14 protein-coding genes are annotated in these 14,033 nt (G+C 73.6%); 9 read left to right on the forward strand and 5 right to left on the reverse strand.

Going from position 1 to position 14,033, the window contains the following annotated elements; translation table 11 throughout:
- The first annotated feature begins 65 nt into the window (after positions 1-65).
- Positions 66-857 (forward strand): TSUP family transporter, encoded by a 792-nt coding sequence (locus AC3CH1_RS25840; RefSeq protein WP_488465104.1) that lies wholly within the window; start codon positions 66-68, stop codon positions 855-857.
- 18 nt (positions 858-875) lie between these two features.
- Here the strand turns inward: AC3CH1_RS25840 and AC3CH1_RS25845 are convergent, their stop codons facing one another.
- From AC3CH1_RS25845 to AC3CH1_RS25860, 4 genes are all read right to left on the reverse strand, one after another.
- Complete coding sequence (locus tag AC3CH1_RS25845) at positions 876-1,508, reverse strand: class F sortase (RefSeq protein WP_488465105.1); 633 nt, start codon at positions 1,506-1,508, stop codon at positions 876-878.
- Positions 1,509-1,590: 82 nt separating this feature from the next.
- Positions 1,591-2,136, reverse strand: coding sequence for a GVDTG sorting domain-containing protein (locus AC3CH1_RS25850; protein ID WP_488465106.1), 546 nt, complete (start codon positions 2,134-2,136; stop codon positions 1,591-1,593).
- A 560-nt stretch (positions 2,137-2,696) separates the two neighbouring features.
- Positions 2,697-3,158 (reverse strand): DUF5990 family protein, encoded by a 462-nt coding sequence (locus AC3CH1_RS25855; RefSeq protein ID WP_488465107.1) that lies wholly within the window; start codon positions 3,156-3,158, stop codon positions 2,697-2,699.
- Positions 3,159-3,215: 57 nt separating this feature from the next.
- Positions 3,216-4,028 (reverse strand): aminotransferase class IV family protein, encoded by an 813-nt coding sequence (locus AC3CH1_RS25860; RefSeq protein WP_488465108.1) that lies wholly within the window; start codon positions 4,026-4,028, stop codon positions 3,216-3,218.
- Positions 4,029-4,127: 99 nt separating this feature from the next.
- Here AC3CH1_RS25860 and AC3CH1_RS25865 point away from each other — a divergent pair, with 99 nt between their 5' ends.
- The 3 genes from AC3CH1_RS25865 (at position 4,128) to AC3CH1_RS25875 (ending at position 5,693) form a co-directional block, all read left to right on the forward strand.
- Positions 4,128-4,751, forward strand: a complete 624-nt coding sequence (locus tag AC3CH1_RS25865; RefSeq protein WP_488465109.1) for an NADPH-dependent FMN reductase — start codon at positions 4,128-4,130, stop codon at positions 4,749-4,751.
- 73 nt (positions 4,752-4,824) lie between these two features.
- Positions 4,825-5,166, forward strand: a complete 342-nt coding sequence (cutA, locus tag AC3CH1_RS25870) for a divalent-cation tolerance protein CutA (protein ID WP_488465110.1) — start codon at positions 4,825-4,827, stop codon at positions 5,164-5,166.
- The gene (locus AC3CH1_RS25875; RefSeq protein WP_488465111.1) at positions 5,163-5,693 is read left to right on the forward strand and encodes a gamma-glutamylcyclotransferase family protein; all 531 of its coding nucleotides are present in this window, start codon (positions 5,163-5,165) and stop codon (positions 5,691-5,693) included. The genes cutA and AC3CH1_RS25875 overlap by 4 nt, the downstream gene beginning before the upstream one ends.
- 77 nt (positions 5,694-5,770) lie before the next feature.
- On the opposite strand, the gene AC3CH1_RS25880 is transcribed toward AC3CH1_RS25875, so the two are convergent.
- Positions 5,771-6,679, reverse strand: coding sequence for a SanA/YdcF family protein (locus AC3CH1_RS25880; protein WP_488465112.1), 909 nt, complete (start codon positions 6,677-6,679; stop codon positions 5,771-5,773).
- Positions 6,680-6,956: 277 nt separating this feature from the next.
- Between AC3CH1_RS25880 and AC3CH1_RS25885 the strand changes: the two genes are divergently transcribed.
- The 5 genes from AC3CH1_RS25885 (at position 6,957) to AC3CH1_RS25905 (ending at position 14,024) form a co-directional block, all read left to right on the forward strand.
- Positions 6,957-7,895 (forward strand): sirohydrochlorin chelatase, encoded by a 939-nt coding sequence (locus tag AC3CH1_RS25885; protein ID WP_488465113.1) that lies wholly within the window; start codon positions 6,957-6,959, stop codon positions 7,893-7,895.
- 53 nt (positions 7,896-7,948) lie between these two features.
- Positions 7,949-9,301, forward strand: coding sequence for a deoxyguanosinetriphosphate triphosphohydrolase (locus AC3CH1_RS25890; RefSeq protein WP_488465114.1), 1,353 nt, complete (start codon positions 7,949-7,951; stop codon positions 9,299-9,301).
- 136 nt (positions 9,302-9,437) lie between these two features.
- The gene (locus AC3CH1_RS25895; protein ID WP_488465115.1) at positions 9,438-10,697 is read left to right on the forward strand and encodes an NAD(P)/FAD-dependent oxidoreductase; all 1,260 of its coding nucleotides are present in this window, start codon (positions 9,438-9,440) and stop codon (positions 10,695-10,697) included.
- A 93-nt stretch (positions 10,698-10,790) separates the two neighbouring features.
- Positions 10,791-12,713 (forward strand): DNA primase, encoded by a 1,923-nt coding sequence (gene dnaG / locus AC3CH1_RS25900; protein WP_488465116.1) that lies wholly within the window; start codon positions 10,791-10,793, stop codon positions 12,711-12,713.
- 219 nt (positions 12,714-12,932) lie between these two features.
- Positions 12,933-14,024: an RNA polymerase sigma factor gene (locus AC3CH1_RS25905; protein WP_488465117.1), complete on the forward strand. Its 1,092-nt coding sequence runs from the start codon at positions 12,933-12,935 to the stop codon at positions 14,022-14,024.
- Positions 14,025-14,033: the final 9 nt, after the last annotated feature.

Below are 14,033 nucleotides of genomic sequence, written 5' to 3' on the forward strand. Positions count from 1 at the left end.
TCAGGCCGGATCCGAAGGCAGACCCTCGGGGAGGAGCCCCGGCGACAGGCGTCTAATGTCGGGTCGTGCCTGACATAACCCTGACCACCCTGGTGCTCCTCTGCCTCGCCGCGGCCGCCGCGGGGTGGATCGACGCGGTGGTGGGCGGCGGCGGACTGCTGCTCCTGCCCGCGCTGCTGCTCGGTCTGCCGAACGTCCCGGCCGCCCATGTGCTCGGCACCAACAAGGCCGTCGCGATCGTGGGCACCTCGGGCGCCGCGGTGACCTTCCTGCGCCGAGCCCCGGTGCGGGTGGGGCTGGCGGTGCGGGTCGGGCTGATGGCGCTCGCCGGGTCGATGACCGGGGCGTTCTTCGCCGCCGGGATCAGCAGCGAGGTGCTCCGCCCGGTGATCATGGTCGTGCTGCTGGGGGTCGCGGCCTTCGTGCTGCTGCGCCCCTCCTTCGGCACCGCCGCGGCGGGCGACGGCACGGACCGGCCGGTCGCCCGGGCCCGGATCGTCACGGCGATCGTGCTCGTCGGCGGCGGTATCGGCTTCTACGACGGACTGTTCGGGCCGGGCACCGGCACCTTCCTGGTGCTGGCCCTGAGCGCCGTGCTCCACCTGGACCTGGTGACCGCGTCGGCCACCGCGAAGATCGTGAACGTGTGCACCAACGCGGGGGCGCTGGCGATGTTCGCGTACCAGGGCACCGTGCTGTGGCAGCTCGCGGCCGTGATGGCGCTCTTCAACCTGGCGGGCGGGATGATCGGGGCCCGGATGGCGCTGAGCCGGGGCAGCGGGTTCGTCCGGGCGGTGCTGCTGACCGTGGTGTTCTCGCTGGTCGCCAAGTTGGGCTTCGACCAGTGGAACGCGTGACGGCCCCAGGCCGTCGTCTCAGCGCACCCCGGTGAGGTGCGCGTACGCCACCACGTTGCCCTGATAGCCGGTCTCCTTCGAGAAGCCGCCGCCGCAGGTGATCAGCCGGAGCGAGGCGTGCGGGGAGTCGCCGTAGACGCGCTGGTCGGGGAAGTCGTCGTTGTCGTAGACCTCGATGGCGTCGATCGAGAACACGGCCGTGCGCCCGTCCTCGCGGACCACCTCGACCGAGGTCCCCTTGGTCAGGGCCCCCAGGGCGTAGAAGACGGACGGGCCGTCCGCGTTGTCCACGTGCCCCGCGACGATCGCCGTGCCCCGCGCGCCGGGCGGGACGCCGCCCTCGTACCAGCCCGCGAGGTTGCGGTCCTCGTCCGGCGGTACGTCGAGGCTGCCGTCGGCGGCCAGCCCCAGCCGCGTCATCGGCGCGTCCACCTCGATGCTCGGGATGCGGATGCGGGCCGGCTCGGAGGGGGCCATCGGTTCGGCGACCGGGGAGCCGGGCTGGAGCTGGGGCCCGGCGGCGAAGGCCTGGGCGCTGGAGGGCTGCGGCGGGATGAGCTGGCCGCCGGGGCCGTTCTGGACGAGCCAGATGCCGCACAGCACGGCGATGCCCACCAGCCAGCCCCTGGCCTTCTGCGCGCTCGGTGACACGGCGTCGTCCTCGGTCGGTGGTCCGGGGCGGACGGGGCGCGCTCGGGGACGCGCCCCGCCCGGTCAGGGGGGAAGCGGCGGTTCAGCTTCCTTCGGTGCCCTCCGTGCGGTGGCGCAGCAGCCACAGTCCGCCGACGGCGGCCAGACCGATCACGCCCACGCCGAGAGCGACCTGCGTGGAGTTCGGTTCGACACTGCCGCCGACCCCGGTCCGCACATGGCCGGACGGGCGGTCGTGGATGGGCTTCTCGTGCTTGCCGCCGCCGATCACCTCCAGATCACCGACCGCGTCCTTGCCGTTGTCGCAGGAGACGACGATCTCGTAGGTGCCGGGCCGGGTGTCGTGCGGCACGGTGAACTCGCCGACCACGACCTCCTTGTGGGTGCCGGGGCGCACCTCGAAGTCCCCGGCGTCCAGGGAGTTCGCGTCGCCGATGCCCGACCCCTTCTTGCCGCAGGCGGTGGTGTTCACGGTGACGGTGGCACCGGGTGCCGCGGTCGACGGGGTGATCTCCAGACGGCCGAAGTCGCCCGCGTACGCGGACGGAGCGGCGGCGGTGAGACCGAACGCGATGACGGTGAACGCGGCACCGACGGTGCCGGTCACGAGGCGGGCAGGACTGCGCATGGGGATCCTCCGGGCAGAACGGCGCGAGCGGGTGTGTCCTGCCCCCGAGCCAACGGGGGCAGGGCCTGCCACGCCTCCTGACGCGGGGTCAGCTTTCACCCGTACGGACCGGCGCGGCACCCTTGCCGGAATGGATCACCGCAGGTCGTGGCGGTGCGGCTGGGCCGTTCGGTCCGTGCTGCCGGTCCGGGTGCCGATCGGGTGAGACGGACAAGGGGGATGTGACGCAGGTCACATGTATGTCCGTGCGGGCCCCGGGCACACGCATGACACCCCCCCACGGGACGGATTCCCCGCCCCCCACGGCATCCGCCCCCTCCGGTCCACCCCCCCCTTGGACCGGAGGGGGCGGTGTCGGATCCACCTCCGGGCGCTCCCGCCCCCGGTTCCCGGTCTCTGGCCGCTCCTGGCCCCGGGGGTTCACGGTTCCTGGCCGCCTCTGCCTCGGGGACCGGCCCCTGGCCACCCGTGCCCCGAGGTCCGTCCGTCCCCTCCGGGCCCCTCGGGCTCCGCCCGTTGCCTCCCGGCCCCTCGGGCTCCGCCCGTTCCCTCCCGGCTCCTCAGGTCCCGTCCGTGGCGCTCCAGGCGATCTGCGGCGGGCGCACCCGGGCGCACAGCGGCTGCCCCTTGGCGTCGGTCAGGCCGAGCCGCCCGGTGAGGTGCCCGGAGCGCGCGGCGGCTTCGAGGACGTCCGGGTCGATGTCGTCGAACATCAGCTTGGCGCGCCGGAACATGGTGAAGACCCCGGCGTCGTCCACCGTGCCCCACGACAGATAGACGAACCGCCCGCCCAGCCGGTTCTGGACGTACGGCCCCGACACCTCGACCCCGTCCGCCGTGGCGGTGGCCGTGCATTCGAGCACCCACGAGGCGGAGGGGGCGTCCCCGGGGTGCGGGTCGAGCAGTTCGCCCGGCCGGTCCTTGCGCTGGACGCCGACGTGGATGTTCGCGTACCCGGGAAAGTCGCTGTCCGGTCCGCAGTCGCGGCCGGGGAGGGCCGATGCCTCGATATGGATCTGCATGCCCCCATGGTCCGCCACGGCCGGAGCGGGCGCCCCCGCCCTCTCGTGCGGGGTGTCTCACACGGCGTCCTCCGGGGCGCCGTCGTACACCGCGCCCAACTCCCTCATCAGCTCCTCGTCGACCGTGAACGCGGTGTCGTCGATCCGCCGCACCGGTGCGATGCCCTGCGAGTTGCAGACGAAGGCGGCCTGATAGCGGCCCACCCCCTCCGGGCCCTCCAGCGTCACCGGGCGGCGTGCCGACGGCCGTCCGGCCCGCCCCAGTCCCCGCTCCAGCAGAGTCATCGTGATGCCGGCGAGCGCCGGCGCGTCGGGCCATACCACCGAACTCCCGTCCCAGAAGCCGATGTTGGTGATCGCCCCCTCGGTCACCGCCCCGCCCGGCGCGGTCAGCAGCGCCTCGTCGAACCCCGCCCGCCCCGCCAGGATCCCGTAGTACGTCTGCCCGAACTCGCCCGGCCGCTTGATGTGCGGGGCCGTGCGCGCGTACGGCACCGACATGAGGCTCCGCGCCCCGGCCGGCCCGGCGGCGGGCTCCCGGACGGTCACCATCAGGGTCGTGCGCGTCGCGCCGGGCGGCAGATAGCCGTTCACCCGCACCGAGGCGTCCCGCAGCCCCGCCCCGTCCAGGGCGTGCCGGATCAGCTCCCGTACCCGGTCGCCGTCCACCGGCAGGCCGAACAGTTCCCGGTTCGCGGCGTCCAGCCGGGCGAGATGCAGGCCGAGGCCCCGCACCCGGCGCTCCCGCACCTGCATGGCGGTGAAGTGGCCGTAGCCGTACAGGGTGGGGATCCGCAGGTCCTCCTCGGTGGCCGGACGGCCGTCGAACTCGATGTACGGGAGAGGCGTGTTCGGCCGGTGCGTCGTCATGCCGCCACCGTAAGCGGGCCGTCCGGGGCCGGACAGGCCAGGAGGTTCCGGATGGGCGCGCTTGACCTCAACCATGGTTGAGGGAGAAAGCTCGACGCCATGGACACCACAGCCGTATTCACGTCATCCACGTCATCCACCGAGCCCGCCCCCCTCAAGGTGGCCGTCATTCTCGGCAGCAACCGCGACGGCCGCTTCGGACCCGTCGTCGCCGACTGGTTCCTGGCCCGCGCGGCGAGCCACGCCGGCATCGAGACCGACCTGGTCGACGTCGCCGAGGCCGGCCTCCCCACCGCGATCACCTTCAGCCCCGGGCCGGAGGAGGCGGAGCGGCTCGGCGCGGTCTCCGCCCGGCTCGCCGCGGCCGACGCCTTCGTCGTCCTCACCCCCGAGTACAACCACTCGTTCCCCGCACCGCTGAAAACGCTCATCGACTGGCACAACGCCGAGTGGCAGGCCAAACCCGTCGCCTTCGTCAGTTACGGCGGTATCTCCGGCGGGCTGCGGGCCGTCGAACAGCTCCGGCAGGTCTTCGCCGAACTGCACACCGTCACCGTCCGCGACACCGTGTCCTTCCACAACGCCGGCGCCCTCTTCGACGACGAGGGACGCCATCGGGACCCGGGGCCCGCCGACGCGGCGGCCAAGACCCTGCTGGACCAGCTGGTGTGGTGGGGCACCGCCCTGCGCGACGCCCGGAACCTCCGTCCGTACGGCGCCTGACCCGCCGTGGGCCGACAATCGCAGGGAAGGCCCACGGGCTGAGGAGCCCGCCGCTACTGCGAGGAGACCGACGATGACAGCGCCGCCGGCATGGCTGACCGTACTGACCACGACCGACAGCGAGGACAAGGCCCACGCCCTGGCCCGGTCGGCGGTGGAGGCCAGGCTGGCGGCCTGCGCGCAGATCTCCGCCCCGGTCACCTCCGTCTACCGGTGGCAGAACGCCATCGAGGCGACCGAGGAGTGGCAGGTGCTCTTCAAGACGACGGCGGAACGCTACGACGAACTGGAGGAACACCTCCAGCGGGAGCACGACTACGAGACGCCGGAGATCATCGCCGTGCCGGTGATCCGGGGCAGTGCCCGCTACCTCGGCTGGGTGACGGCGGAGACGGCGCCCCCGGCCGCTCTGTGACGGCGGCCATGACCACGACCGGCCCCGTCGCCGCCGAGCTGCCCTTCTTCGTGTACGGGACGCTGCTGCCGGGCGAACCCAACCACGACCTGTTCCTCCGGGGCCGCACGGCGGGGGAGCGGCCGGCCGTGCTGCCCCGGGCCCTCCTCTACGAAGGCCCCGGCTACCCGTACGCGATCGAGGGCCACGGCCGCGTCCACGGCACCCTGCTCGCCGCCGCGCCCGGGGCGTACGGGGAACTGCTGGGGCTGCTGGACCACCTGGAGGAGTTCCTCGGCCCCGGCCACCCGCGCAACCTGTACGAACGCGTCGTCCGCGAGGTCGAGCTGCCGGCGCGGGGGGCGTTGGAAGCCGGGGAAGCCGGGGAAGCCGGGGAGTCCGGGGAAGCCGGGGAGTCCGGGGAAGCCCGGGAGTCCGTGCGAGCCTGGGTCTACCTCGCCGCGACCGCCGTCACCCGCTCGCTGCGGACCGGCGGCGTCCTCATCCCCGAGGGGCGGTGGACCCGTTCGAGCCCGTCCGGCGATTGAGGACGGAACCCTGGTGGTGGGGGTGCTGGTGTGCCGGGTTCGTCCCGGGCGACGGCTCCGCGCTTCGGGGGCCCCGGTCAGCGCGCCCCCGCCGCCAGCGCTTCCGTCACGCCCCGCTCCTCCGGCCCCAGGAAACGCGGGTCGGGCCGGAGCAGGGCGTCCAGCGCTGCCTTGCCCGAGGCCGCCAGCTCCCGGGCGCCGCCGTAGTACCAGGTGGCGTCCCGTGGCTCGTCGACCCCGACGCCGTACGCGTCGATCCCGGCGGACCGGCACAGGGCGACCGCCCGGTGGATGTGGAAGCCCTGGCTCACCAGCACCGCCCGGTCGACCCCGAAGATCTTCTTGGCCCGGACGCAGGAGTCCCAGGAGTCGAACCCGGCGTAGTCGCTCACGATCCGCTCGTCCGGCACCCCGCGCCCGGTGAGATAGGTGCGCATCGCGTCCGGCTCGTCGTACTCCACGCGGCTGTTGTCCCCGGTGACCAGAACGACCTTCACCTTCCCGGTGCGGTACAGCTCGGCCGCCGCGTCCAGCCGGTGCGCGAGGTACGGGGTCGGGCGGCCCTTCCACAGCCCGGCGCCGAACACCACGGCGACCTCCCGCGCCGGAGCCTCGGCCGCCGTGCCCACCCGGTCGCCGGCCTCCAGCCGCATCCAGGTCGCGGGCGCCAGGGCCAGCACACAGGCGGCCACCAGCCCCTGTACCAGCCGCCGTTGCACCCGCCGGGTGCGGGGCACCCGCAGCGCGAACCGCTCCGGCACCCGCAGTACGAACCGCTCCGGCACCCGCGGTACGAACCGCTCCGGCACCCGCGGTACGAACCGCTCCGGCACCCGCAGCGCGAACCGCTCCGGCACCCGCAGGGCGAGCGGCCGTGCCGACTGCCGCCGGGCGGACCGCACGGACAGCCGGAGCCCCTGCTGCCACCGCCCGCGCACCGACCGTCTCTTCCTCGCCGCCCCGCTCCCGCCGTTCTTTCCGCGCACCAGAACCCCCCTGTCGTCCCTCTGCCCGATCGCGTCCTTCCGAGCCTTCCGAGCCTTCCGAGCCGTCCGAGCCGTCCGCGCCACCTGTCCCCACCTCACCTGACGACCGGGAGGCCCCAAAGGTTCGCCGGCCGCCCAGGTCTGTGGCGTCCGACACCGGCGGGGAGCGGGCCGCACCGGCGTACGCACACCGCCCCCGCCCCCACCGTGAGGCGGCGGAAAACGGCTGTGACCCTCGCGCAACGACCCGGCAACCTCCGCCCGGCACCATCGGTCCATGACGGAGCAGCCCCCCGAACAGCCCCACCGGTCGCCCCCGCTGACCGACGGCACCGCGCACCTCCCCGCCCGCGTCACCGACCGGCTCGGCGCCCAGCTCGGCCCCGCCCCCCGGAACGGAACCCGCGGCCCCATGCACCGCACCCGGCAGCCCGACCGCCCCGCGGAGGAGCGGCGCGAAGCCCCTGCCCCGTCCCTGGTCGCCGTGGCACACGGCAGCCGCGACCCGGAGGCCCTGCGCACCGTGCTGGCCCTCCTGGACCGGGTGCGCGACCTGCGCCCCGGCCTCGACGTCCGGCTCGGCCACATCGAGCTGAACCGGCCGCTGCTCCCGGACACCCTGGACGGCCTGCGCGGCGCCGACGCCGTCCTCGTACCGCTGCTCCTGGGACGCGGCCACCACGTCAAGCACGACCTGCCCGCCAGTACGGCCGCCGCCCCGGCCGTACGCACCCGGATCGCCGCGCCGCTGGGCCCCCACCCCCTGCTCGTCGAGGCGCTGTACGGGCGGCTCGTCGAGGCCGGCTGGGACCCCGCCGACCAGGGTGGCCGCCACGCCGCCGTGGTCCTCGCCGCCGCCGGATCCCGCGACCCCGACTCCGCCCGGGACACCCGGCACACCGCCCGCATGCTCGGCGAACGGCTCGGCGTGCCCGTCGTCCCCGCGTACGCCTCCGCCGCCACGCCCACCGTCCCGGCCGCCCTGCGCGCCCTGGCCGCCCGGGGCCGCCACCGGACCTTCGTCGCCTCGTACTTCACCGCTCCCGGCCGCTTCGCGAGCGCCTGCGCCGACGCCGTACCGCACCGGGCGGCAGCCCCGCTCGGCGCCCACCCGGCGATGGCCCGCCTCGTCCTGCACCGCTACGACCGGGCACGGGCCGCCTCGGACGGCGCCCCGACCCCGGCCGACGCGGTGAGCCTGCTCGCTTCCGCCTGACATCCGGGCCCGCTCACGCCACGTTGTCCGTCCCGGTCGCTACTGTCGGAACCATGGACGGCACACAGGGCGCACACGGAGCAGACCGGACCCACGGCGCACAGAGCGCACCGAGCGGACGGGGGGCGAGCAGCCCCTACGGGCCCGCCGACACCGAGCGCTTCGACACCGAGGAGGACAAGCGCCCCGGCCGCACCGCCTTCCAGCGCGACCGCGCCCGGGTCCTGCACTCCGCCGCCCTGCGCCGGCTCGCCGGGAAGACCCAGGTCGTGACGCCCGGCACCCGCTCCCTCGTCTGGGACGCCAGCCCCCGCACCCGGCTCACCCACTCCCTGGAGTGCGCCCAGGTCGGCCGCGAGCTGGGCGCGGTCCTCGGCTGCGACCCCGACCTGGTCGAGACGGCGTGCCTCGCCCACGACCTGGGCCACCCGCCGTTCGGCCACAACGGCGAACAGGCGCTCGACGACTTCGCCTCCGACTGCGGCGGCTTCGAGGGCAACGCCCAGTCGCTGCGCCTGCTGACCCGCCTGGAACCCAAGCGCTTCGTCCGCGACCCGCGCACCGGAGACCTGGTCAGCGTCGGCCTCAACCTCACCCGGGCCGCCCTGGACGCCGCCACCAAGTACCCCTGGCCGCGCGGCGCGCACCCCACCGACCCCCAATCCGCCAAGTTCGGGGTGTACGCCGACGACGTCCCGGTCTTCGCGTGGGCCCGCGAGGGCGCCCCCGAGGACCGCACCTGCTTCGAGGCCCAGGTCATGGACTGGTCCGACGACGTGGCGTACAGCGTCCACGACTTCGAGGACGGGCTGCACGCCGGGCACATCGACCCCAACTGCCTCTACGCCGAGCCGGAGCGCGAGGAGATCTGGGCGGTCGCCATCGGCCGCTACGTCCCCGCCGGCACCGACCCGCAGGAGCTGTCCGAGGCCCTGGACCGGCTGATCGACCAGGACTGGTGGCCGCACGGCTACGACGGCTCCGCCGTGGCCCAGGCCCGCCTGAAGGACGCCACCAGCCAGCTCATCGGCCGCTTCTGCACGGAGGCCGAGACCGCCACCCGCGCGGTGTACGGCCCCGGCCGCCTCGGCCGGTACGGCGCCGAGCTGGTCGTCCCGCGCGCGGTGCGCCACGAGTGCGCGGTGCTCAAGGCGGTCGCCGACCGTTACGTCATGCAGCGCGCCGAGCAGGAGGCCATCCGCGCCGACCAGCGCGTCGTGATCGCCGAGCTGGCCGCAGCCCTCACCGCCCGCGCCCCCGAAGGCCTGGAACCGCACTTCCGCGCCCTGTTCGACCAGGCGCCCGACGACCGCGCCCGCAAGCGGGTCCTCGTCGACCAGATCGCCGCCCTCACCGACGCCTCCGCACGATCCCTGCACGCCGCGCTCACCGCCCGCCGCGGGTGACCGGCAGACTGGAAGGGACCGGACATCTGACCACTGGGTGTGACCTGTCCGGGACACACCCTCTTTCGCCATCACGCTGCGTGCGGGACGCTCGCAGCTGGGGGCGCCGCGCAGCACAGCACTGAGGAGGCATCAAGTGGTCGACGCACACCAGACGTTCGTCATCGTCGGAGCAGGACTCGCAGGGGCGAAGGCGGCCGAAACGCTGCGCGCCGAAGGGTTCACCGGCCGGGTGATCCTCATCGGCGACGAGCGCGACCACCCCTACGAACGACCGCCGCTCTCCAAGGGCTACCTGGACGGCAAGGCCGAACGCGACAGCGTCTTCACCCACGAACGCGCCTGGTACGCGGGCGCCGACATCGAACTGCACCTCGGCCAGCCGGTCACCGTGCTCGACCGGTACGCGAAGACCGTGCAGCTCGGCGACAACACCGTCATCCACTACGACAAGCTGCTCCTGGCCACCGGCTCCGAACCGCGCCGCCTGGACGTCCCCGGCACCGACCTGGCCGGCGTCCACCACCTGCGCCGCCTCGCCCACGCCGACCGGCTGCGCAACGTGCTCGCCGCCCTCGGCCGCGACAACGGCCACCTGGTCATCGCCGGAGCCGGCTGGATCGGCCTGGAGGTCGCCGCCGCCGCCCGCGGCTACGGGGCCGAGGTCACCGTCGTCGAGGCCGAGCCCACCCCGCTGCACCAGGTCATCGGCCCCGAGCTGGGCCAGATCTTCACCGAGCTGCACCGCGCGCACGGCGTCCGCTTCCACTTCGGGGCCCGCCTCACCGAGATCACCGGCCAGGACGGCATGGTGCTCGCCGCCCGCACCGACGACGGCGAGGAGCACCCCGCCCACGACGTGCTCGCCGCGATCGGCGCCGCCCCGCGCTCCGCCCTCGCCGAGGCCGCGGGCCTTGAAATGGCCGACCGCGCCCACGGCGGCGGCATCGCCGTGGACGCCTCCCTGCGCACCTCCGACCCGCACATCTACGCCGCCGGGGACGTCGCCGCCGCCGCCCACCCGCTGCTCGGCGCCCGGCTGCGCGTCGAGCACTGGGCGAACGCCCTGAACGGCGGACCGGCCGCCGCCCGCGCCATGCTCGGCCAGGACGTGAGTTACGACCGCGTCCCGTACTTCTTCTCCGACCAGTACGACCTCGGCCTCGAATACTCCGGCTGGGCCCCGCCCGGCTCCTACGACGAGGTGATCATCCGGGGCGACGCCGGGAAGCGGGAGTTCATCGCGTTCTGGCTGAAGGACCACCGCGTCCTCGCCGGGATGAACGTCAACGTGTGGGATGTCACCGAAACGATCCAGGAGCTGATCCGGGCCCGCCGGCAGCACGACCCGGAAGCCCTCGCCGACCCGTCGGTCCCGCTGGAGTCCCTGCTCTGAGGCCTCCCGACGGGGTGCGGGCGGCAGCGCCCGCTCCCCGTCGAGGCTCCTGCCGCGCGTCCGACTGTCGGCGTCCACCCGTAGACTTCACCCGTGGCTGGCAGGATCAACGACGACGACGTGAAGGCGGTACGGGACGCGGTCCCGATCGACTCCGTCGTGTCCGAATACCTCCAGCTGCGCAACGCGGGCGGCGGAAACCTCAAGGGTCTCTGCCCCTTCCACGACGAGAAGTCCCCCTCCTTCCAGGTCAGCCCCGGCAAGGGCCTGTTCCACTGCTTCGGCTGCCAGGAGGGCGGCGACACGATCGCCTTCGTGATGAAGATCGACCACCTCTCCTTCTCGGAGACGGTCGAGCGCCTCGCCGCCAAGGCGGGCATCACCCTGCGCTACGAGGAGGGCGGCTACAACCCCTCCCACCAGCGCGGCGAACGCATCCGGCTGGTCGAGGCACACCAGGCCGCCGCCGAGTTCTACGTGCGTGCGCTGGAGAGCCCCGAGGCCGAGATCGGCCGCAAGTTCCTCGCCGAGCGCGGCTTCGACCAGGACGCCGCCGCCCACTTCCGCGTCGGCTACAGCCCGGCGGGCTGGGACCACCTCACCCGCTATCTGCGCGGCAAGGGCTTCAGCGACAAGGAACTGATCACCTCCGGCCTCTCCCAGGACGGCCGCCGCGGCCCCATCGACCGCTTCCGCGGCCGGCTGATGTGGCCCATCAGCGACACCGCCGGGGAGATCGTCGGCTTCGGCGCCCGCAAGCTGCGCGACGACGACAACGGCCCGAAGTACCTCAACACCCCCGAGACCCCGATCTACAAGAAGTCCCAGGTGCTGTACGGCATCGACCTGGCGAAGAAGGACATCGCCAAGGCCAGCCGCGCGGTCGTCGTCGAGGGCTACACCGACGTCATGGCCTGCCACCTCGCCGGGGTCACCACCGCCATCGCCACCTGCGGCACCGCCTTCGGCAACGACCACATCAAGATCCTGCGCCGCCTCCTCATGGACAACGGCAGCGCCCGCGTCATCTTCACCTTCGACGGCGACTCGGCAGGACAGAAAGCCGCCCTGCGCGCCTTCGAGGACGACCAGAAGTTCGCCGCCGAGACGTACATCGCCATCGCCCCGGACGGCATGGACCCCTGCGACCTGCGGCTCGCGGGGGGCGACGACTCCGTACGCGACCTGGTCGAGCCGCGCACCCCGCTCTTCGAGTTCGCCCTGCGCCAGATCGTCGGCCGGTACGACCTGGAGACCCCGGCCGGCCGCGCCGCCGCCCTCGACGAGGCCGCCGCCGTCGTCGCCAAGATCAAGACGAGCAGCGTGCAGCGCGAGGTCGCCGTCCAGCTCGCCGGCCTCGTCGGCATCCTGGACCAGGAGTTCGTCGTCCACCGCGTCGCCCAGCTCGCCCACTGGGCCCGGAACAAGGGCGGCGACCAAGGGGAGCGCGGCGGCCGGCGCGGCGGCCCCCAGGGAACGCGCGGCGGAGCCCCGCGGCAGCCCGCCCCCGCCCCCGGCTTCTCCGGGCCCGCGCTCAACCTCCGCAGCCCGGCACACCGCACCGAACGCGAACTGCTCAAGCTCGCCCTCCAGAAGCCCGCCCTGGTCTCCCCGGCCTTCGACGCCTACGGCGTGGACGAGTTCACCGCCCCGCCCTACGCCGCCGTGCGCCAGTGCATCGAGCAGGCGGGCGGCGCCGAGCAGGGCCTCGCCGACAACCGCGAGTATCTGGTCGCCGTCATGGACGCCGCCCCCGACAACACCGTCCGCAGCCTCGTCACCGAGCTCGCCGTCGAGGTCTTCATCGGCAAGACCATCGACGAGACGTACGCCGGCATGCAGCTCGTCCAGGTCCGGCTGCGCGCCGTGGACCGCCGCATCGACGACGTCCAGGGCAGCCTCGCCCGCCTCGGCAGCCACGTGGCGCCCCAGGACCTGGCCGCCGCGCAGAACGAGGTCTGGGTGCTCCAGCAGTACGCCCAGTCCCTGCGCGCCCACGGCGCCGCCGCCCTCTGAGGGGTCCGTCGGAGCCGACTCGCGGCCGACGCGGGTAACCGTCCGGTGACGGATCGGAACCAGAAAGTCCCCGCACGCCCCTCGTGACAGCCGTGTGTCGTACCCCACACTGGGGAATGTCTGAGTCATCGGAGCACACCGGCCCGCAGGAGAGCACCTCGGGGCCGGACAGACCTCCACCCCCCGTCATCCGGCAGCGATCACCTGGAGGTCGCCCCCGTGCAGACCCGGACCGTGACGACCACGACCGAGACCATGGCGGCCATCCCGGCGCAGAACAGGTCCCTGCACCACCCGGAGACCACAGCCGGACCGCCCGGATACGCACCCGAGGCAGTCATGGTGGAAGCGACGCACCTCCCCGACCCCCCGGAGCCGCGGAACCGGGCGGACTCCGGCGGCCCCACCTCCGACCTGTTCCGGCAGTATCTGCGCGAGATCGGCCGCATCCCGCTGCTCACCGCCGCCGAGGAGGTCGAACTCGCCCGCCGCGTCGAGGCCGGGCTGTTCGCCGAGGAACGCCTCGCGGGCACCCCGGACCTCGACTCCCGCCTCGCCGGGGACCTGGACCGGCTGGTCGTGATGGGCCGCACGGCCAAACGCCGCCTCATCGAGGCCAACCTCCGCCTCGTCGTCTCCGTCGCCAAGCGCTATGTCGGCCGCGGGCTGACCATGCTCGACCTGGTCCAGGAGGGGAACCTCGGGCTGATCCGGGCCGTGGAGAAGTTCGACTACGCCCGGGGCTACAAGTTCTCCACGTACGCCACCTGGTGGATCCGTCAGGCCATGTCCCGCGCGCTGGCCGACCAGGCCCGCACCATCCGCGTCCCGGTCCACGTCGTGGAACTGATCAACCGCGTGGTGCGGGTCCAGCGCCGGATGCTCCAGGAACACGGCGTCGAGCCCGGGGCCGAGGACGTCGCCCGCGAGCTCGACCTGACGCCCGAGCGGGTCACCGAAGTCCTCCGCCTGGCCCAGGAGCCCGTCTCCCTGCACGCCCCCGTCGGCGAGGAGGACGACGTCTCCTTCGGCGACCTCATCGAGGACGGCGACGCCGCCTCACCCGTCGAGTCCGCCGCCTTCCTCCTGCTGCGCGAACACCTGGAGGCGGTTCTCTCCACCCTCGGCGAACGCGAACGCAAGGTCGTCCAGCTGCGGTACGGCCTGGAGGACGGGCGGCCCCGCACCCTGGAGGAGATCGGCCGGATCTTCGGCGTGACGCGCGAACGCATCCGCCAGATCGAGTCCAAGACCCTCAAGCGGCTGCGGGACCACGCCTTCGCCGACCAACTCCGCGGCTACCTCGACTGATCCACCGGG

This window comes from Streptomyces sp. MGP-P1 (genome assembly GCF_057766565.1).

Excerpts from the sequence above, each read along its gene's own strand:
- AC3CH1_RS25850 (WP_488465106.1), bottom strand. The coding sequence starts at position 2,136 with ATGCGCAGTCCTGCCCGCCTCGTGACCGGCACCGTCGGTGCCGCGTTC.
- AC3CH1_RS25855 (WP_488465107.1), bottom strand. The coding sequence starts at position 3,158 with ATGCAGATCCATATCGAGGCATCGGCCCTCCCCGGCCGCGACTGCGGA.
- AC3CH1_RS25860 (WP_488465108.1), bottom strand. The coding sequence starts at position 4,028 with ATGACGACGCACCGGCCGAACACGCCTCTCCCGTACATCGAGTTCGAC.
- AC3CH1_RS25865 (WP_488465109.1), top strand. The coding sequence starts at position 4,128 with ATGGACACCACAGCCGTATTCACGTCATCCACGTCATCCACCGAGCCC.
- cutA (WP_488465110.1), top strand. The coding sequence starts at position 4,825 with ATGACAGCGCCGCCGGCATGGCTGACCGTACTGACCACGACCGACAGC.
- AC3CH1_RS25885 (WP_488465113.1), top strand. The coding sequence starts at position 6,957 with ATGACGGAGCAGCCCCCCGAACAGCCCCACCGGTCGCCCCCGCTGACC.
- AC3CH1_RS25890 (WP_488465114.1), top strand. The coding sequence starts at position 7,949 with ATGGACGGCACACAGGGCGCACACGGAGCAGACCGGACCCACGGCGCA.